We start from the raw sequence: 18559 nt of genomic DNA, 5'->3' as shown, positions 1-18559 counted from the left end.
TGTTAACAGTCTAACCGGTCAATTTTTTATGATTTTTTTGATAAAAATTAAATTTTATTTGCTTTAATCACCACCAGATGACGTTCGCCATCCAGGGCTGGAACCTGAAGTTTAACCACTGATTCGACCTGATATTCTTCGGGCAACAAAGCGATTTCATCTTCCGGCATTTGCCCTTTCAGCGCGTAGAAACGGCCTTGCTCACCAGGAAGATGGTGGCACCAGCTCACCATATCGTTCAGAGAGGCAAAAGCGCGGCTAATTACGCCATCAAATGGCGGCTCTGAAGGAAACTCTTCTACCCTGCTCTGTACTGGTTCAATATTCTCCAGTATAAGCTCATGTTGCACCTGACGAAGGAAACGCACGCGTTTACCAAGGCTATCCAACAGAGTGAAATGGGCTTCAGGACGCACGATAGAGAGTGGAATGCCTGGCAGTCCTGGTCCGGTGCCGACATCGATAAACCGTTCACCTTGCAGATACGGTGCCACCACAATGCTATCGAGAATATGGCGTACCAGCATCTCATTAGGATCGCGGACCGAAGTCAGGTTGTACGCTTTGTTCCATTTATGCAGCATATTCACGTAGGCAATAAGCTGTTTTTTCTGGTGATCGGTAAGCGAAATACCTGCGTCTTTCAGCAGTAAGGAGAGTTTGTTGAGCACGGTGATTACCTGTTCTTGATGCGTTGCCTGGTAAGCGGGTGCTTACCAGGCATTTTTAATGCGTTATGCGCTACGACGCAGCATACCCTGTTTTTTCAGCCACACCAGCAGAATGGAGATGGCCGCAGGCGTGACGCCAGAAATACGCGAAGCTTGGCCGATAGAGGCTGGTTTGTGATCGTTAAGTTTGGCGATCACTTCGTTAGAAAGACCGGATACCTGGCGGTAATCCAGTGTCGCGGGTAGCAGGGTGTTCTCGTTACGCAGCTGCTTTTCGATCTCATCTTGCTGGCGCGCGATATAACCTTCGTATTTAACCTGAATCTCAACCTGTTCCGCCGCCTGTTCGTCTGTCAATGCAGGGGCAAACGGCGTCAGCGTGGTTAATTTTTCATAAGTCATTTCCGGACGACGCAGCAGATCTTCACCACTGGCTTCACGGGAAAGCGGCGCAGTCAGGTGAGCATTCACTTCGGCTGCAGCTTCCGCCGACGGGGTTACCCAGGTCGATTTCAGACGCTGACGCTCACGCTCGATATTCTCAAGTTTCTCGTTAAAGCGCGCCCAACGTTCGTCATCCACCAGGCCCAGTTCACGACCGATTTCAGTCAAACGCAGATCCGCATTATCTTCGCGTAGCATCAGACGATATTCTGCGCGCGAAGTAAACATACGATACGGTTCTTTGGTTCCTAAAGTGCACAGGTCATCAACTAGTACGCCGAGATACGCCTGAGAACGTGCCGGAGCCCAACCTTCTTTGTCAGCAGACAGACGGGCAGCGTTAAGACCGGCCAGCAAACCTTGCGCAGCGGCTTCTTCGTAACCGGTAGTGCCGTTAATCTGACCAGCAAAGAACAGCCCCTGGATAAACTTGCTCTCCAGCGTCGGTTTCAGGTCGCGAGGATCGAAGAAGTCATACTCAATGGCATAACCCGGACGCACGATCTTCGCGTTTTCCATCCCCTGCATAGAGCGGACGATTTGCATCTGCACATCGAACGGCAGGCTGGTGGAGATACCGTTCGGATAAATTTCGTTAGAAGTCAGTCCTTCCGGTTCAAGGAAGATCTGATGCTGATTTCTGTCGGCGAAGCGCATGACTTTGTCTTCGATCGACGGGCAGTAGCGTGGGCCGACACCTTCGATCACCCCTGCATACATTGGGCTACGATCGAGGTTACTGCGGATCACATCATGGGTTTTCTCGTTGGTATGAGTGATATAACACGGCACCTGCTGGGGATGCTGGGACGCATTGCCCATAAACGAGAATACCGGCATTGGGTTATCGCCATGCTGTTGCGCCAGCACACTAAAGTCGATAGTTCGAGCATCAATACGCGGTGGTGTCCCGGTTTTCAGACGACCAACGCGCAGCGGCAGTTCACGCAAACGGCGAGAAAGCGGAATGGACGGCGGATCACCAGCACGGCCACCGCTGTAATTATCCAGACCGATATGAATTTTACCGTCGAGGAACGTCCCAACGGTGAGCACGACGGCTTTGGCACGGAACTTCAGTCCCATTTGGGTAACAGCACCGACCACGCGATCGTTTTCGACAATAAGATCTTCAACCGCCTGCTGGAAGATCATCAGGTTCGGTTGGTTCTCCAGCGCCGTACGTACCGCCTGACGGTAGAGCACACGATCCGCCTGAGCTCGGGTAGCGCGAACCGCCGGTCCTTTGCTTGCGTTTAGTATCCTAAACTGGATACCCGCTTGATCGATCGCTTTCGCCATCAGACCGCCGAGTGCATCCACTTCTTTTACCAGATGTCCCTTCCCAATACCGCCGATCGCCGGGTTGCAGCTCATCTGCCCCAGAGTGTCGATATTGTGTGTCAAAAGCAGAGTCTGTTGACCCATACGCGCCGCGGCCATCGCGGCCTCGGTGCCTGCATGACCCCCGCCAATGATGATGACGTCAAAAGGATCCGGATAAAACATGGTGATTGCCTCGCATAACGCGGTATGAAAATGGATTGAAGCCCGGGCCGTGGATTCTACTCAACTTTGTCGGCTTGAGAAAGACCTGGGATCCTGGGTATTAAAAAGAAGATCTATTTATTTAGAGATCTGTTCTATTGTGATCTCTTATTAGGATCGCACTGCCCTGTGGATAACAAGGATCCGGCTTTTAAGATCAACAACCTGGAAAGGATCATTAACTGTGAATGATCGGTGATCCTGGACCGTATAAGCTGGGATCAGAATGAGGGGTTATACACAACTCAAAAACTGAACAACCGTTGTTCCTTGGATAACTACCGGTTGATCCAAGCTTCCTGACAGAGTTATCCACAGTAGATCGCACGATCTGTATACTTATTTGAGTAAATTAATCCACGATCCCAGCCATTCTTCTGCCGGATCTTCCGGAATGTCGTGATCAAGAATGTTGATCTTCAGTGTTTCGCCTGTCTGTTTTGCACCGGAATTTTTGAGTTCTGCCTCGAGTTTATCGATAGCCCCACAAAAGGTGTCATATTCACGACTACCAATACCGATTGTGCCAAAGCGGACCGCAGAAAGATCGGGCTTCTGTTCCTGCAATGCTTCATAGAAAGGAGAAAGGTTGTCCGGAATATCTCCGGCACCGTGGGTGGAGCTGATAATCAGCCAGATCCCCGAGGCAGATAAATCTTCCAACAGCGGACCGTGCAGCGTTTCGGTGGTAAAACCCGCCTCTTCCAGCTTTTCAGCCAGGTGTTCTGCTACATATTCGGCACCGCCGAGGGTGCTGCCGCTGATAAGAGTGATATCTGCCATAAACCGCCACCTTTATTAAGAGTGGCGTATTGTACGCTGTGAACGCGTTGGGATCTACCTGTGGAAAAGTATGGGATTAAAAAAGCCGATCAGGGCTTGATAGTACGCATGATCGGGTTTTGCAGGACGATCAATGTCTCGGTGGACTGAATTTCATCAATTGTTTGGATCTTGTTGATAAGTACATGCTGGAGAGCGTCGATCGAACGGCACATTACTTTTATAAAGATGCTGTAGTGGCCGGTTGTGTAATAGGCTTCAGTGACTTCATCAAGGCTTTCCAGCTTTGCCAGCGCGGAAGGGTAGTCTTTGGCGCTCTTTAATATAATGCCGATAAAGCAGCCTACGTCATAACCGAGCTGCTTCGGGCTGACATCAATACGCGCCCCGGTAATGATCCCCGCCTGCTTCATTTTCTCTACTCGAACGTGAATCGTCCCCGGACTGACGCCAAATTGTTTCGCCAGTTCGGCGTAAGCGGTGCGCGCATTGCCCATTAATGCTTCCAGGATGCCACGGTCCAGATTGTCGATCAGATAATTTTCCATAGGATTTTCTTATGCAGATTGATGATTCATTCTATTTTAGCCTTCTTTTTTAATGAATCAAAAGTGTGTTAGGCTTTTTATTGAATGATTATTGAATGTGTGTCGGTTTTTGTTGCTTAATCATAAGCAACAGGACGCAGGAGTATAAAAAATGAAAACCGCTTACATTGCCAAACAACGCCAAATTAGCTTCGTGAAATCTCACTTTTCTCGCCAACTGGAAGAACGTCTGGGGCTGATCGAAGTCCAGGCGCCGATTCTTAGCCGTGTGGGGGATGGCACGCAGGATAACTTGTCGGGCTGTGAAAAAGCGGTGCAGGTAAAAGTGAAAGCTCTGCCTGATGCCCAGTTCGAAGTGGTTCATTCACTGGCGAAGTGGAAACGTCAGACCTTAGGGCAACACGACTTCAGCGCGGGCGAAGGGCTGTACACGCACATGAAAGCCCTTCGCCCCGATGAAGAGCGTCTTTCTCCGTTGCACTCGGTCTATGTTGACCAGTGGGACTGGGAACGCGTAATGGGCGACGGTGAGCGTCAATTCTCGACTCTGAAAAGCACGGTAGAGGCGATCTGGGCGGGAATTAAAGCAACCGAAGCTGCAGTTAGCGAAGAGTTTGGTTTGGCACCGTTCCTGCCGGATCAGATCCACTTCGTTCACAGCCAGGAGTTACTGTCTCGTTATCCGGATCTCGATGCCAAAGGGCGTGAGCGGGCGATTGCGAAAGATCTTGGCGCGGTATTCCTCGTCGGGATTGGCGGCAAGCTGAGTGATGGTCATCGTCACGACGTGCGCGCACCGGATTATGATGACTGGAGCACCCCGTCAGAGCTGGGCCATGCGGGTCTGAACGGCGATATTCTGGTATGGAACCCTGTACTGGAAGATGCGTTTGAGCTTTCTTCCATGGGGATCCGCGTGGATGCCGACACGTTGAAGCATCAGTTGGCGCTGACCGGTGATGAAGATCGTCTGCAGCTGGAATGGCATCAGGCGCTGCTGCGCGGTGAAATGCCGCAGACCATCGGCGGCGGTATCGGCCAGTCTCGTTTGACCATGCTGCTGCTGCAACTGCCGCATATCGGCCAGGTTCAGTGTGGAGTATGGCCAGCTGCTGTTCGCGAGAACGTCCCTTCTCTGCTGTAATAATTTATCGCCGCCAGCGTCTGAGCAGGCGGCTTCGCATCCCGGTATCAAAGCGCCAGATATGATCGAAAATGCGCATGATGCCGGGTTTGCCGTGTGCCGACATCGCCACGGCATGAAAGCGATGCTGATGTACCCGCTGCAGCTCTTTCACTTTACTCGTCACGTCGTCAGGCAACCGCTGAGCGATAAAATCAGAAATCACCACCGCGTCGGCATCAAACCATTCCCTGCTTTGCAAGCGTTCCATAATGGCGCGAAAACAACTGGCAAGATCGGTGCCGCCACGAAACTGCTGGCTTAAAAAACGGATTGCTTGTTCGATGCCTTGTGGGCCTGAAAGCTCATAACGGACGATCTCGGTGGAAAATAGCATAATATAGCAGCGCCGGTTTTCAGCGAGAGCAATGCGCATCAAGGCCAGGCAGAACGCTTTCGCACACTGTTCATTAAAGCCGCCCATTGAGCCGGAAGTATCCACACAGACAATAAACGGCCCGCGCGGCTGTTCATCGTAATCTTTATGTACCACCGGACGTTCGATCACTTTTTCACGCCACGACTCACCGTGCAGGCGATAGGTGAGCAACTGTTTTTCCACCAGCCGACGGTAAAACTCATACTCCAGTTCCGTTATCCCTAGTGTCGCCAGTTCTGGCGGCAGGAGACGTAAAATATCATCGCTTTGTTGCAGACCATCAACCTGCTCAGGAACAGTTGCCGGTTCGCGCACCATGGTGCGGAAGGCTTCCATCTGCGCATCGTTACGCGGTATTGATTTGGCTTCCCGGGAACGCCCCAGCTGTTCTGCCAGGCGTTTCAGTTCCGGCTGTTCGTTAAGAAATTCACCGTATTTCACAATCAACTGATAGTCGCCACGTTTAAGCTGACCGGCGCTCATATCCCACAGACGACCAGCTGCGGTATTGTTATCTGCGAGAATCGGTTCAAGTTGTCCGCTCAGCGTCATGCGTTCCTGAACTTCACTTAACAGTTGTTCGCGTTCTTCTTCTAATAGCTGTTGATTTAACGTCGTTGCTTGCACGATCAGACTTAAACGCCAACGCTGGAGGAAAAGCGTATGTAACGCTGAAGTGATCGTGCTGTTAGCATCAACCAACTGTCGGGCTTGTTCTGCCCATGGGGAATTCAGACGATGCAGTAAGTCCAGGATCTGTGGTAGCTGCACAATAAACTGCGGCGTGGAGAGGAGCTGGCTTTGCTGATAGCACATCACCTCTTCGGTGAGTTCCGGCGGGACTCGGGCATCTTTCAGCCGACTGCGCAGCGCCTCACGCCAGCGGGGAACATCATCAGTGATTGCCGCCTTCAGTCGTGGGAATTTTTCAAAGAAGACTGCCAGCTGCGGTGAGGCCAGCAGCGCGATGATCATCTCTTCGATCAATCCCTCTTCGCTGACGGCCAGCATCACATTAAGCGTATCCAGCGTTAGCATTGTTGTGCCTGGCGAATCTGTGCACCGACATCCTGTAGGCTGGCTTCAATGCGACCTAACCAGTCGCCAGGGATAAACAGACATTTTTGCTGTTCGCTGAATAAAGCGTGTTGCTTGCGCCAGTCGCTTTCAAGCTCTTCCAGTTGTTGTTTTATTTCACCAGGCAGACCTTCAGCCGATGAACCGGGAAGTGCCAGCGTACTGCCTTGTAAACTTACATCGCGAACGACAAGATGTTGGGCGCTATCAACTTCCAGATTCAGTTTCTGGGCAAAGCCGATACCGTTCAGTTTACCGCGAATTTCACCACCTTTGCTCAGCCACTGTTCCAGCGCGCTACGCTCAAAGGAGATATGAACCACTTCCATATCATGCAGTTTTAACGGTTTTTGCAGCAGTAGAGTCAGAGTGGAAGCAGTAACGTTAACAGGAAGTTGATACTGCTGACGACGGCTGAAAATGCCGCCCAGACGAATTACCGTTAAGGCTGTTTTATCGCTTTGTTGCTGCTGGAGTTGCAGGTGACGTTGCACAATCGCGCCAAGGCGAGTCAACATCCCTTGCTGTTGCCAGGCGTGACCGGTCATCAATACATCAATTTGTTGTTGTATCAAATTCAGGCTTTGCGCGTCATACCACAGGCAATCTTTCAGCAAAATGAGATCTACCGGGGCAACAGCACTGCGACCGCTAAAAAAGGCGCTGGCCTGCAATAATCGGATCGCTTTTTTCCAGCGACGATCCGAGACATAAGGCGCATCCGGTAATTTATTCAGTTGCTGGCGCAGCATAAAAATCAGCTCAAATACATGATCGGGCAGCGTAATTTCACCAATCTCTTTCTGCCAGCGTTCATATTCTTCATCTGTGACCTGCAAGGCATCAGGAACCGGATTGTCGTTTTCATCCTGTTGACTGGTCAGCATGGAGCGGAAATTCGCTTTATCCTGCACTTTATCTAACCACAGACGAATCAGCATGCGGTCATATAACGCTTCCAGACTGCTGTCTGCTTCCGGCAGCTCGTTGGAGGCCGCCACCAGCAGACGCATCGGGATTTTTTCTACGTGTGCACCGTTGCGGAACTGGCGCTCGTTAATGGCGGTGAGCAAGGTATTAAGAATTGCCGGGCCCGCTTTCCAGATCTCATCCAGAAAGACAATTTCTGCTTCCGGCAGGTAACCGCTGGTTAAACGTTCATAGCGCCCTTCATCTTTTAGCGCCTGAATAGAAAGGGGACCAAAAACTTCTTCCGGCGTGGAGAAGCGGGTCATCAGATATTCAAACGCGCGGGCATTCTGAAAGGCGAATTTTAAGCGCCGGGCGATCAAACTTTTGGCAATACCTGGCGGGCCAAGGAGGAACACACTTTCACCACTTAATGCCGCTAATAAACACAAGCGGATGGCGTGGCTACGTTCATAAAGCCCCTTTTCCAACGAACTGCTCAGGCGGGAAATTCTTTCCGCTAATAAATGAGGGTGAGCCATAATGAAGTGGCGTCCTTTCGTCAAAAGTTCTGCGTAAATTGCGAGTATAGACGTTTCTTGCTGGTGGCTAAAATAGTCTCAAAGGGGGGGTATTTTTCTTTGAGCCAGGTTAATGTGGCCGCATTTAGGAGTACGATTTTGCCGTTAATCGTGCATACTGTGCGCTTTTTTGTGGGCCAAGGGACTAAGCACACATTTCATATTTCAACGAAAGACTAGTCTATGAGCACTGATAATAAGCAATCATTGCCCGCGATTACCCTCGCGGCGATTGGAGTTGTCTACGGCGATATTGGTACCAGCCCGTTATATACACTTCGTGAATGTTTGTCCGGCCAGTTTGGTTTTGGCGTTGAACGCGATGCCGTGTTTGGCTTTTTATCGCTGATCTTCTGGCTGCTAATCTTTGTGGTTTCCATTAAATATCTCACCTTCGTGATGCGGGCAGATAACGCCGGTGAGGGGGGGATCCTGACGTTGATGTCGCTTGCCGGGCGTAATACGTCGGCGCGAACCACATCAATGCTGGTGATTATGGGGCTAATCGGCGGCAGCTTTTTCTATGGTGAAGTCGTCATAACACCCGCTATTTCGGTGATGTCAGCCATTGAAGGTCTGGAAATCGTCGCCCCGCAGCTGGATACCTGGATAGTTCCCCTCTCAATTATCGTTCTCACTTTATTATTTATGATTCAAAAACATGGCACGGCTATGGTCGGTAAGCTGTTTGCGCCGATCATGCTGACCTGGTTTTTGATTCTGGCAGGACTGGGGTTACGTAGCATTATTGCTAACCCGGAAGTGCTGCATGCGCTGAATCCAATGTGGGCGGTGCATTTCTTCCTTGAATACAAAACGGTTTCTTTTATTGCATTAGGGGCAGTGGTGTTGTCGATTACGGGGGTCGAGGCGCTGTATGCTGATATGGGGCACTTTGGTAAGTTCCCTATTCGCCTGGCGTGGTTCACCGTCGTATTACCTTCCTTGACCCTTAATTACTTCGGTCAGGGAGCGCTGTTGTTAAAGAACCCGGAAGCGATTAAGAACCCGTTCTTCCTGTTGGCACCGGACTGGGCGCTGATCCCGCTGCTGATCATCGCCGCACTGGCGACGGTAATTGCCTCGCAGGCGGTTATCTCTGGCGTCTTCTCATTGACGCGTCAGGCGGTACGTCTGGGATATTTGTCGCCGATGCGCATTATTCACACCTCCGAAATGGAGTCAGGGCAAATCTATATTCCGTTTGTGAACTGGATGCTCTATGTCGCGGTCGTGATTGTGATTGTCAGCTTTGAGCACTCCAGCAACCTGGCGGCGGCGTACGGGATTGCGGTGACCGGAACCATGGTGCTGACGTCTATTCTCTCGACTACCGTGGCACGTCAGAACTGGCACTGGAATAAGTATTTTGTTGCGCTGATCCTGATTGCTTTCCTTTGTGTCGATATTCCATTGTTCACCGCTAACCTCGATAAACTGCTCTCCGGCGGCTGGTTGCCATTGAGCCTCGGTACTGTGATGTTTATCGTGATGACCACCTGGAAGAGCGAGCGTTTCCGCTTGCTGCGGCGGATGCATGAACATGGTAACTCTCTGGAAGCGATGATTGCTTCGCTGGAGAAATCACCGCCTGTTCGCGTGCCCGGGACCGCGGTGTATATGTCGCGTGCAATCAACGTCATTCCCTTTGCGCTGATGCATAACCTTAAACATAACAAGGTATTGCATGAGCGGGTGATTCTGTTAACTCTGCGTACCGAAGACGCGCCATATGTCCATAATGTCCGTCGGGTACAGATTGAACAACTGTCGCCCACTTTCTGGCGCGTGGTGGCAAGTTATGGTTGGCGAGAAACGCCAAACGTGGAAGAAGTTTTCCACCGCTGCGGTCTGGAAGGATTAAGTTGCCGGATGATGGAAACCTCCTTCTTTATGTCGCATGAGTCGTTGATCCTCGGCAAACGCCCGTGGTATTTGCGTCTGCGCGGCAAGCTGTACTTGCTGCTGCAACGTAATGCGCTGCGTGCACCAGATCAATTTGAAATTCCGCCAAACAGGGTTATCGAACTGGGTACTCAGGTCGAAATCTAACGCCAGACGCCTCCTTTCTCCATAAGGGGGCGTTTTTGTTTTCATGGTTAATCACCATGTAAAACGTTTCGAGGTTGATCACATTTCCGTAACGTCACGATGGTTTTCCCAACTCAGTCAGGATTAAACTGCGGGTCAGCGAAACGTTTCGCTGATGGAGAAAAAAATGAAAAAAGGCACCGTTCTTAATTCTGATATTTCATCGGTGATCTCCCGTCTGGGACATACCGATACGCTGGTGGTGTGTGATGCTGGTTTACCCATCCCCAAAAGTACAACGCGTATCGATATGGCATTAACCCAGGGTGTACCTTCTTTTATGCAGGTGCTGGGCGTCGTCACAAATGAAATGCAGGTCGAGGCTGCCATTATCGCGGAAGAGATCAAACAACATAATCCGCAACTCCACGAAACGTTGCTCACTCACCTTGAGCAGCTGCAAAAACACCAGGGAAATACCATTGAAATTCGTTACACCACGCATGAACAATTCAAACAACAAACCGCAGAAAGTCAGGCGGTAATTCGCAGCGGAGAATGTTCTCCGTATGCGAATATCATTCTCTGTGCTGGCGTGACGTTCTGAGGCCGTCATGGAAGCATTACTTCAGCTTAAAGGCATCGATAAAGCCTTCCCGGGCGTAAAAGCCCTCTCGGGCGCAGCGTTAAATGTCTATCCGGGCCGCGTGATGGCGCTGGTGGGCGAAAACGGCGCGGGTAAATCCACCATGATGAAAGTGCTTACTGGTATCTATGCTCGCGATGCCGGCACGCTTTTATGGCTGGGGAAAGAAACGACATTTACCGGGCCGAAATCTTCCCAGGAAGCCGGGATTGGGATTATCCATCAGGAACTGAACCTGATCCCGCAGTTGACCATTGCCGAAAACATTTTCCTCGGTCGTGAGTTTGTTAATCGCTTTGGCAAAATTGACTGGAAAACCATGTATGCCGAAGCGGATAAATTGCTGGCTAAACTTAACCTGCGCTTTAAAAGCGACAAGCTGGTGGGCGATCTTTCCATCGGTGACCAGCAAATGGTTGAAATCGCCAAAGTGCTGAGCTTTGAGTCGAAAGTCATCATTATGGATGAACCGACCGATGCGCTGACCGATACCGAAACCGAATCCCTGTTCCGCGTCATACGCGAGCTGAAATCGCAAGGCCGCGGTATTGTCTATATCTCCCACCGCATGAAAGAAATCTTCGAGATTTGCGATGACGTTACCGTTTTTCGTGACGGGCAATTTATTGCTGAGCGCGAAGTGGCATCACTGACCGAAGATTCGCTGATTGAGATGATGGTGGGCCGCAAGCTGGAAGATCAATATCCACACCTGGACAAAGCGCCGGGAGATATCCGCCTGAAAGTCGATAATCTCTGCGGACCTGGCGTTAACGATGTCTCTTTTACTTTACGCAAAGGCGAAATTCTTGGCGTCTCTGGTTTGATGGGCGCAGGTCGTACCGAACTGATGAAAGTGCTCTACGGCGCACTACCGCGCACCAGCGGTTACGTCACCCTGGATGGGCATGAAGTCGTTACCCGTTCACCGCAGGATGGCCTGGCAAGCGGCATTGTGTATATCTCCGAAGACCGTAAACGTGACGGTTTAGTGTTGGGCATGTCAGTAAAAGAGAACATGTCGCTGACAGCGCTGCGCTACTTCAGCCGCGCTGGCGGCAGTTTGAAGCATGCCGATGAACAGCAGGCTGTGAGTGATTTCATTCGTCTGTTTAATGTGAAAACACCGTCGATGGAACAGGCAATTGGTCTGCTTTCCGGTGGCAATCAGCAAAAAGTGGCGATTGCCCGCGGTCTGATGACACGCCCCAAAGTGTTGATCCTTGATGAACCTACCCGTGGCGTAGATGTCGGCGCGAAAAAAGAGATCTATCAACTGATTAACCAGTTCAAAGCCGATGGCTTGAGCATCATTCTGGTGTCATCGGAGATGCCAGAAGTATTAGGCATGAGCGATCGCATCATCGTCATGCATGAAGGGCATCTCAGCGGGGAATTTACTCGTGAGCAGGCCACCCAGGAAGTGTTAATGGCTGCCGCTGTGGGCAAGCTTAATCGCGTGAATCAGGAGTAAAAAAATGACAACCCAGACTGTCTCTGGTCGCCGTTATTTCACGAAAGCGTGGCTGATGGAGCAGAAATCGCTTATCGCTCTGCTGGTGCTGATCGCGATTGTCTCGACGTTAAGCCCGAACTTTTTCACCATCAATAACTTATTCAATATTCTCCAGCAAACCTCGGTGAACGCCATTATGGCGGTCGGGATGACGCTGGTGATCCTGACGTCGGGCATCGACTTGTCTGTAGGTTCTCTGTTGGCGCTAACCGGCGCAGTTGCTGCATCTATCGTCGGCATTGAAGTCAATGCGCTGGTGGCTGTCGCTGCTGCTCTCGCGTTAGGTGCCGCAATTGGTGCGGTAACCGGGGTGATTGTAGCGAAAGGTCGCGTTCAGGCGTTTATCGCTACGCTGGTTATGATGCTTTTACTGCGCGGCGTGACCATGGTTTATACCAACGGTAGCCCAGTGAATACCGGCTTTACTGAGAACGCCGATCTGTTTGGCTGGTTTGGTATTGGTCGTCCGCTGGGCGTACCGACGCCAGTCTGGATCATGGGGATTGTCTTCCTCGCGGCCTGGTACATGCTGCATCACACGCGTCTGGGGCGTTACATCTACGCGCTGGGCGGCAACGAAGCAGCAACGCGTCTTTCTGGTATCAACGTCAATAAAATCAAAATCATCGTCTATTCTCTTTGTGGTCTGCTGGCATCGCTGGCCGGGATCATTGAAGTGGCGCGTCTCTCCTCCGCACAACCCACGGCGGGGACTGGCTATGAGCTGGATGCTATTGCTGCGGTGGTTCTGGGCGGTACGAGTCTGGCGGGCGGAAAAGGTCGCATTGTTGGGACGTTGATCGGCGCATTAATTCTTGGCTTCCTTAATAATGGATTGAATTTGTTAGGTGTTTCCTCCTATTACCAGATGATCGTCAAAGCGGTGGTGATTTTGCTGGCGGTGCTGGTAGACAACAAAAAGCAGTAATAACGACTACAGGACATCTTGAATATGAACATGAAAAAACTGGCTACCCTGGTTTCCGCTGTTGCGCTAAGCGCCACCGTCAGTGCGAATGCGATGGCAAAAGACACCATCGCGCTGGTGGTCTCCACGCTTAACAACCCGTTCTTTGTATCGCTGAAAGATGGCGCGCAGAAAGAGGCGGATAAGCTTGGCTATAACCTGGTGGTGCTGGACTCCCAGAACAACCCGGCGAAAGAGCTGGCGAACGTGCAGGACTTAACCGTTCGCGGCACCAAAATTCTGCTGATTAACCCGACCGACTCCGACGCAGTAGGTAATGCTGTGAAGATGGCTAACCAGGCGAACATCCCGGTTATCACTCTTGACCGCCAGGCAACGAAAGGTGAAGTGGTGAGCCACATTGCTTCTGATAACGTACTGGGTGGCAAAATCGCCGGTGATTACATCGCGAAGAAAGCGGGTGAAGGTGCCAAAGTTATCGAGCTGCAAGGCATTGCTGGTACATCCGCAGCCCGTGAACGTGGCGAAGGCTTCCAGCAGGCCGTTGCTGCTCACAAGTTTAATGTTCTTGCCAGCCAGCCAGCAGATTTTGATCGCACTAAAGGTTTGAACGTAATGCAGAACCTGTTGACCGCTCATCCGGATGTTCAGGCTGTATTCGCGCAGAATGATGAAATGGCGCTGGGCGCGCTGCGCGCACTGCAAACTGCCGGTAAATCGGATGTGATGGTCGTCGGATTTGACGGTACACCGGATGGCGAAAAAGCGGTGAATGATGGCAAACTAGCAGCGACTATCGCTCAGCTACCCGATCAGATTGGCGCGAAAGGCGTCGAAACCGCAGATAAAGTGCTGAAAGGCGAGAAAGTTCAGGCTAAGTATCCGGTTGATCTGAAACTGGTTGTTAAGCAGTAGTTTTAATCAGGTTGTATGACCTGATGGTGACATAAATACGTCATCGACAGATGAACGTGTAATATAAAGAAAAGCAGGGCACGCGCCACCCTAACACGGTGGCGCATTTTATGGACATCCCGAATATGCAAAACGCAGGCAGCCTCGTTGTTCTTGGCAGCATTAATGCTGACCACATTCTTAATCTTCAATCTTTTCCTACTCCAGGCGAAACCGTAACCGGTAACCACTATCAGGTTGCATTTGGCGGCAAAGGCGCGAATCAGGCTGTGGCTGCTGGGCGTAGCGGTGCGAATATCGCGTTTATTGCCTGTACGGGTGATGACAGCATTGGTGAGAGCGTTCGCCAGCAGCTCGCCACTGATAACATTGATATTACTCCGGTCAGCGTGATCAAAGGCGAATCAACAGGTGTGGCGCTGATTTTTGTTAATGGCGAAGGTGAGAATGTCATCGGTATTCATGCCGGCGCTAATGCTGCCCTTTCCCCGGCGCTGGTGGAAGCGCAACGTGAGCGTATTGCCAACGCGTCAGCATTATTAATGCAGCTGGAATCACCACTCGAAAGTGTGATGGCAGCGGCGAAAATCGCCCATCAAAATAAGACTATCGTTGCGCTTAACCCGGCTCCGGCTCGCGAACTTCCTGACGAACTGCTGGCGCTGGTGGACATTATTACGCCAAACGAAACGGAAGCAGAAAAGCTCACCGGTATTCGTGTTGAAAATGATGAAGATGCAGCGAAGGCGGCGCAGGTACTGCATGAAAAAGGTATCCGTACTGTACTGATTACTTTAGGAAGTCGTGGTGTATGGGCTAGCGTGAATGGTGAAGGTCAGCGCGTTCCTGGATTCCGGGTGCAGGCTGTCGATACCATTGCTGCCGGAGATACCTTTAACGGCGCGTTAATCACGGCGTTGCTGGAAGAAAAACCATTGCCAGAGGCGATTCGGTTTGCCCATGCTGCCGCTGCGATTGCCGTAACACGTAAAGGCGCACAACCTTCCGTACCGTGGCGTGAAGAGATCGACGCATTTTTAGACAGGCAGAGGTGACGCTTGGCTACAATGAAAGATGTTGCCCGCCTGGCGGGCGTTTCTACCTCAACAGTTTCTCACGTTATCAATAAAGATCGCTTCGTCAGTGAAGCGATTACCGCCAAAGTTGAAGCGGCGATTAAAGAACTCAATTACGCGCCATCAGCCCTGGCGCGTAGCCTCAAACTCAATCAAACACATACCATTGGCATGTTGATCACTGCCAGTACCAATCCTTTCTATTCAGAACTGGTGCGTGGCGTTGAACGCAGCTGCTTCGAACGCGGTTATAGTCTCGTCCTTTGCAATACCGAAGGCGATGAACAGCGGATGAATCGCAATCTGGAAACGCTGATGCAAAAACGCGTTGATGGCTTGCTGTTACTGTGCACCGAAACGCATCAACCTTCGCGTGAAATCATGCAACGTTATCCGACAGTGCCTACTGTGATGATGGACTGGGCTCCGTTCGATGGCGACAGCGATCTTATTCAGGATAACTCGTTGCTGGGCGGAGACTTAGCAACGCAATATCTGATCGATAAAGGTCATACCCGTATCGCCTGTATTACCGGTCCGCTGGATAAAACTCCGGCGCGCCTGCGGTTGGAAGGTTATCGGGCGGCGATGAAACGTGCGGGTCTCAACATTCCTGATGGCTATGAAGTCACTGGTGATTTTGAATTTAACGGCGGGTTTGACGCCATGCGCCAACTGTTATCACATCCGCTGCGTCCTCAGGCCGTCTTTACCGGAAATGACGCTATGGCTGTTGGCGTTTACCAGGCGTTATATCAGGCAGAGTTACAGGTTCCGCAGGATATCGCGGTGATTGGCTATGACGATATCGAACTGGCAAGCTTTATGACGCCACCATTAACCACTATCCACCAACCGAAAGATGAACTGGGGGAGCTGGCGATTGATGTACTCATCCATCGGATAACCCAGCCGACCCTTCAGCAACAACGATTACAACTTACTCCGATTCTGATGGAACGCGGTTCGGCTTAGATTTACGCTGTCTTTTGATCAAATTATTACCATCGGTTGTTTTCAGAAGCATGAACATTGCTGCTGAAGCAACAGTAATAATGCCCATCGTGATAAACGTATAGTGGAATTGTTCGACAGTCGTTGTGCCTTCCATCCCTTCATAAACGCGAAGGACGGCCGCACTTACAGCAACGCCTAAACTAATCGACAGTTGCTGCGTGACCGCCAGAACACTGTTACCGCTGCTGGCGTTGTCATCGGTCAGATCGGCAAGTGTGATGGTATTCATCGCGGTAAATTGCGTCGACATAGCCATCCCTAATATAAACAACGGCAAGATCAGCATCCATATCGCCATTGCCGGTGATTGCAAAGAGAACTGAGCGATCATTAGCCCAATAATCACCGTGATCCCCACTAACGTATGGCGATAGCCCAGACGACGTAAGACTTGGGTAACCATCGATTTTGCAATAATGGAACCTAACGCTGTCGGTGCCATCATACAGCCGGCAATAAACGCCTGATAACCAAATCCTACCTGTAACATCAATGGCATAAGGAACGGTACACAACCGGTCCCCAGACGGGTTGCAATATTGCCTACGATACCGATTGAGAAAGTGCGGGTTTTAAATAAATCTAATGAAATTAATGGGTTTGGCGTGTGTCGCGCATGGAGAATATAGAGAAGCAGTAACCCGATGCTGGTGACAATTACCGTCAAGGCAATCCAGCTGGCGACAATCTTTTCCCCGAATAGCTCTATTCCGCTTGAGAAGAGAACAAGGCTGAGGCCAAACAGCAAAAAGCCAGTGATATCGAATCTGCGTCGTGCGGTGGTGAAATTGGGCATATGTTTGCGCGCGTAAAGAAGGCCCGCAATACCTATGGGGATATTGATTAAAAATATCCAGTGCCAGGTTGCCCAGGTGACCAGCACGCCGCCAAGAACGGGGCCTAAAATTGGCCCCACCAGACCCGGCATAGCGACAAAATTTAATACTGGAAGAAGTTCATTACGAGGATAAGCGCGCAGTAAGGCCAGCCGAGCAACAGGCATCATCATTGCGCCGCCTATCCCCTGAATAACCCGGAAGACAACCAGCTGTGGTAGCGAATTAGAAAGTGCGCAGGCCAGAGAACCCAATGTGAACAGACTCACGGCAAGGGTAAAAATGCGACGCGTACCGAAGCGATCGGCTAGCCATCCGCTTACCGGAATAAGCATCGCCACCGTCAGCGTATAACTGATGATGGCTGATTGCATCGCGAGAGGAGAACGATTAAGGCTATGAGCGATTGCGGGTAAGGCGGTATTCAGAATAGTGGCATCAAGTGCCTGCATGAAGAAGGCCATCGCCGCGATCCACGGCAAACCCGCCATACTGCGATTCTTTTTATCGCTCATTCAATGTCCTGTTATCGGGTTGTCACTTATCAGGTAAGCGTAGCAGCGCCTGACAAGCTTTAAATGCCGCGTCGCCATCGCTTTGGACAATCGCATCGACAATCGCCTGGTGCAGATCCAGCTTTATCACTGTGTCGCTGGTAATTGACGTGAAGTAAGTGTGATAAACCGAATGGAATAGCGAGGCGAATGAGGTCAAAAACGGATTGGCGCTCATTTCATAGATATGCTCATGCCAGGCCATATCGACTTCGATCCAGCGTTCACGGCGAAAGTTCTCTTTTAATGCCGCCATTTCGGCCATTAACGTATTGAGATGCGCCTTCTGTTCCGCGGTGCCAACCGTTGCAGCCAGTAGGCAAGCTTGCGGCTCCAGACAGATACGCATAACCAGAAAGTGATCGATGACCTGATGAAAGTTCTCTTCTGTCATCCACCAGGTAAGCAATTCCTGATCAAGAAAATTCCAGTTTGATTGTGGCATGACCCGGGTACCAATTCGCGGTCGCGGTAAAACCATCCCTTTTGCCGTTAACGTTTTGACCGCTTCGCGTACCGCTGTACGACTCACTCCAAATTGCTCGCCCAGCTCAATCTCACCAGGCAAAATGGTGCCGGGTTCATATTCACCTTTTAAGATGCGTTGCGCCAGCTTCTCAGCCAGAACATACGAAAGGTTTTTCTGTGCAGCTAACTGTTGTGCGCTTAAAGGCATTACTAATCTTCCTTTTTCTTTTTATTCCTCCTTAGTATGCCACCAGGAAGTGTGATTACGGTTGCAAAAACGGCAAATTGCTTGTTTTATGGCACATTAACGGGGCTTTTGCTGAAAAAATGCGCGGTCAGAAAATTATTTTAAATTTCCTCTTGTCAGGCCGGAATAACTCCCTATAATGCGCCACCACTGACACGGAACAACGGCAAACACGCCGCCGGGTCAGCGGGGTTCTCCTGAG

Annotated in this window: 16 protein-coding genes; 8 read left to right on the top strand and 8 right to left on the bottom strand. The window is 50.8% G+C overall.

Annotation, left to right across the window (positions count from 1 at the left end; genetic code table 11):
• Nucleotides 1-47: 47 nt before the first annotated feature.
• From rsmG to asnC, 4 genes are all read right to left on the bottom strand, one after another.
• Entirely contained in the window at nt 48-671 is a 624-nt protein-coding gene (gene rsmG, locus E0D98_RS13010; RefSeq protein WP_000932831.1) for a 16S rRNA (guanine(527)-N(7))-methyltransferase RsmG, read from the bottom strand.
• A 63-nt stretch (nt 672-734) separates the two neighbouring features.
• Nucleotides 735-2624 (bottom strand): tRNA uridine-5-carboxymethylaminomethyl(34) synthesis enzyme MnmG, encoded by a 1890-nt coding sequence (mnmG, locus tag E0D98_RS13005; protein WP_000499788.1) that lies wholly within the window; start codon nt 2622-2624, stop codon nt 735-737.
• A 378-nt stretch (nt 2625-3002) separates the two neighbouring features.
• Complete coding sequence (gene mioC / locus E0D98_RS13000) at nt 3003-3446, bottom strand: FMN-binding protein MioC (RefSeq protein ID WP_000763735.1); 444 nt, start codon at nt 3444-3446, stop codon at nt 3003-3005.
• Between the two features lie 89 nt (nt 3447-3535).
• Entirely contained in the window at nt 3536-3994 is a 459-nt protein-coding gene (gene asnC, locus E0D98_RS12995) for a transcriptional regulator AsnC (RefSeq protein WP_000432970.1), read from the bottom strand.
• 151 nt (nt 3995-4145) lie between these two features.
• On the opposite strand from asnC, the gene asnA reads away from it, so the two are divergent.
• Nucleotides 4146-5138, top strand: a complete 993-nt coding sequence (gene asnA, locus E0D98_RS12990; RefSeq protein WP_000845133.1) for an aspartate--ammonia ligase — start codon at nt 4146-4148, stop codon at nt 5136-5138.
• A 4-nt stretch (nt 5139-5142) separates the two neighbouring features.
• On the opposite strand, the gene viaA is transcribed toward asnA, so the two are convergent.
• Together viaA and ravA are read right to left on the bottom strand one after the other, a co-directional pair.
• Nucleotides 5143-6594: an ATPase RavA stimulator ViaA gene (gene viaA / locus E0D98_RS12985; protein WP_000956630.1), complete on the bottom strand. Its 1452-nt coding sequence runs from the start codon at nt 6592-6594 to the stop codon at nt 5143-5145.
• A complete protein-coding gene (ravA, locus tag E0D98_RS12980; RefSeq protein ID WP_001440845.1) occupies nt 6588-8084 on the bottom strand; it encodes an ATPase RavA in 1497 nt (498 codons plus the stop codon). The genes viaA and ravA overlap by 7 nt, the downstream gene beginning before the upstream one ends.
• 222 nt (nt 8085-8306) lie before the next feature.
• Between ravA and kup the strand changes: the two genes are divergently transcribed.
• The 7 genes from kup to rbsR all read left to right on the top strand — a co-directional run bounded on the left by kup (nt 8307) and on the right by rbsR (nt 16210).
• On the top strand, nt 8307-10175 hold the full coding sequence (kup, locus tag E0D98_RS12975) for a low affinity potassium transporter Kup (RefSeq protein WP_000102319.1): 1869 nt from the start codon (nt 8307-8309) through the stop codon (nt 10173-10175).
• Between the two features lie 166 nt (nt 10176-10341).
• Nucleotides 10342-10761 (top strand): D-ribose pyranase, encoded by a 420-nt coding sequence (gene rbsD, locus E0D98_RS12970; RefSeq protein WP_000715936.1) that lies wholly within the window; start codon nt 10342-10344, stop codon nt 10759-10761.
• A gap of 7 nt (nt 10762-10768) precedes the next feature.
• Nucleotides 10769-12274 (top strand): ribose ABC transporter ATP-binding protein RbsA, encoded by a 1506-nt coding sequence (gene rbsA, locus E0D98_RS12965; RefSeq protein ID WP_000387753.1) that lies wholly within the window; start codon nt 10769-10771, stop codon nt 12272-12274.
• A 4-nt stretch (nt 12275-12278) separates the two neighbouring features.
• On the top strand, nt 12279-13244 hold the full coding sequence (gene rbsC, locus E0D98_RS12960) for a ribose ABC transporter permease (RefSeq protein ID WP_000211858.1): 966 nt from the start codon (nt 12279-12281) through the stop codon (nt 13242-13244).
• A gap of 24 nt (nt 13245-13268) precedes the next feature.
• Nucleotides 13269-14159 carry a ribose ABC transporter substrate-binding protein RbsB gene (rbsB, locus tag E0D98_RS12955; protein WP_001056273.1) on the top strand — a complete coding sequence of 297 codons (891 nt, stop codon included), beginning with the start codon at nt 13269-13271 and terminating at the stop codon, nt 14157-14159.
• Nucleotides 14160-14284: 125 nt separating this feature from the next.
• Nucleotides 14285-15214, top strand: coding sequence for a ribokinase (rbsK, locus tag E0D98_RS12950; protein WP_001300603.1), 930 nt, complete (start codon nt 14285-14287; stop codon nt 15212-15214).
• 3 nt (nt 15215-15217) lie between these two features.
• The gene (gene rbsR / locus E0D98_RS12945) at nt 15218-16210 is read left to right on the top strand and encodes a ribose operon transcriptional repressor RbsR (protein ID WP_000224470.1); all 993 of its coding nucleotides are present in this window, start codon (nt 15218-15220) and stop codon (nt 16208-16210) included.
• Here rbsR and mdtD read toward each other — a convergent pair.
• Together mdtD and E0D98_RS12935 are read right to left on the bottom strand one after the other, a co-directional pair.
• The gene (gene mdtD / locus E0D98_RS12940) at nt 16176-17603 is read right to left on the bottom strand and encodes a multidrug transporter subunit MdtD (RefSeq protein WP_001280887.1); all 1428 of its coding nucleotides are present in this window, start codon (nt 17601-17603) and stop codon (nt 16176-16178) included. The genes rbsR and mdtD overlap by 35 nt on opposite strands.
• Nucleotides 17604-17625: 22 nt before the next feature.
• Nucleotides 17626-18318: a FadR/GntR family transcriptional regulator gene (locus E0D98_RS12935; protein WP_001131168.1), complete on the bottom strand. Its 693-nt coding sequence runs from the start codon at nt 18316-18318 to the stop codon at nt 17626-17628.
• Nucleotides 18319-18559: the final 241 nt, after the last annotated feature.

The organism is Escherichia sp. KCJ4928 (assembly GCF_004352695.1).
Taxonomy (GTDB): Bacteria; Pseudomonadota; Gammaproteobacteria; order Enterobacterales; family Enterobacteriaceae; genus ECMA0423.
This window is presented reverse-complemented; position numbering and strand designations above follow the sequence as displayed.

Coding starts and splice junctions, on each gene's coding strand:
- rbsB (WP_001056273.1), top strand. CDS start 13,269: ATGAACATGAAAAAACTGGCTACCCTGGTTTCCGCTGTTGCGCTAAGC.
- viaA (WP_000956630.1), bottom strand. CDS start 6,594: ATGCTAACGCTGGATACGCTTAATGTGATGCTGGCCGTCAGCGAAGAG.
- rbsC (WP_000211858.1), top strand. CDS start 12,279: ATGACAACCCAGACTGTCTCTGGTCGCCGTTATTTCACGAAAGCGTGG.
- asnC (WP_000432970.1), bottom strand. CDS start 3,994: ATGGAAAATTATCTGATCGACAATCTGGACCGTGGCATCCTGGAAGCA.
- rbsK (WP_001300603.1), top strand. CDS start 14,285: ATGCAAAACGCAGGCAGCCTCGTTGTTCTTGGCAGCATTAATGCTGAC.
- ravA (WP_001440845.1), bottom strand. CDS start 8,084: ATGGCTCACCCTCATTTATTAGCGGAAAGAATTTCCCGCCTGAGCAGT.
- E0D98_RS12935 (WP_001131168.1), bottom strand. CDS start 18,318: ATGCCTTTAAGCGCACAACAGTTAGCTGCACAGAAAAACCTTTCGTAT.
- mdtD (WP_001280887.1), bottom strand. CDS start 17,603: ATGAGCGATAAAAAGAATCGCAGTATGGCGGGTTTGCCGTGGATCGCG.
- mnmG (WP_000499788.1), bottom strand. CDS start 2,624: ATGTTTTATCCGGATCCTTTTGACGTCATCATCATTGGCGGGGGTCAT.
- rbsA (WP_000387753.1), top strand. CDS start 10,769: ATGGAAGCATTACTTCAGCTTAAAGGCATCGATAAAGCCTTCCCGGGC.
- asnA (WP_000845133.1), top strand. CDS start 4,146: ATGAAAACCGCTTACATTGCCAAACAACGCCAAATTAGCTTCGTGAAA.
- mioC (WP_000763735.1), bottom strand. CDS start 3,446: ATGGCAGATATCACTCTTATCAGCGGCAGCACCCTCGGCGGTGCCGAA.
- kup (WP_000102319.1), top strand. CDS start 8,307: ATGAGCACTGATAATAAGCAATCATTGCCCGCGATTACCCTCGCGGCG.
- rbsD (WP_000715936.1), top strand. CDS start 10,342: ATGAAAAAAGGCACCGTTCTTAATTCTGATATTTCATCGGTGATCTCC.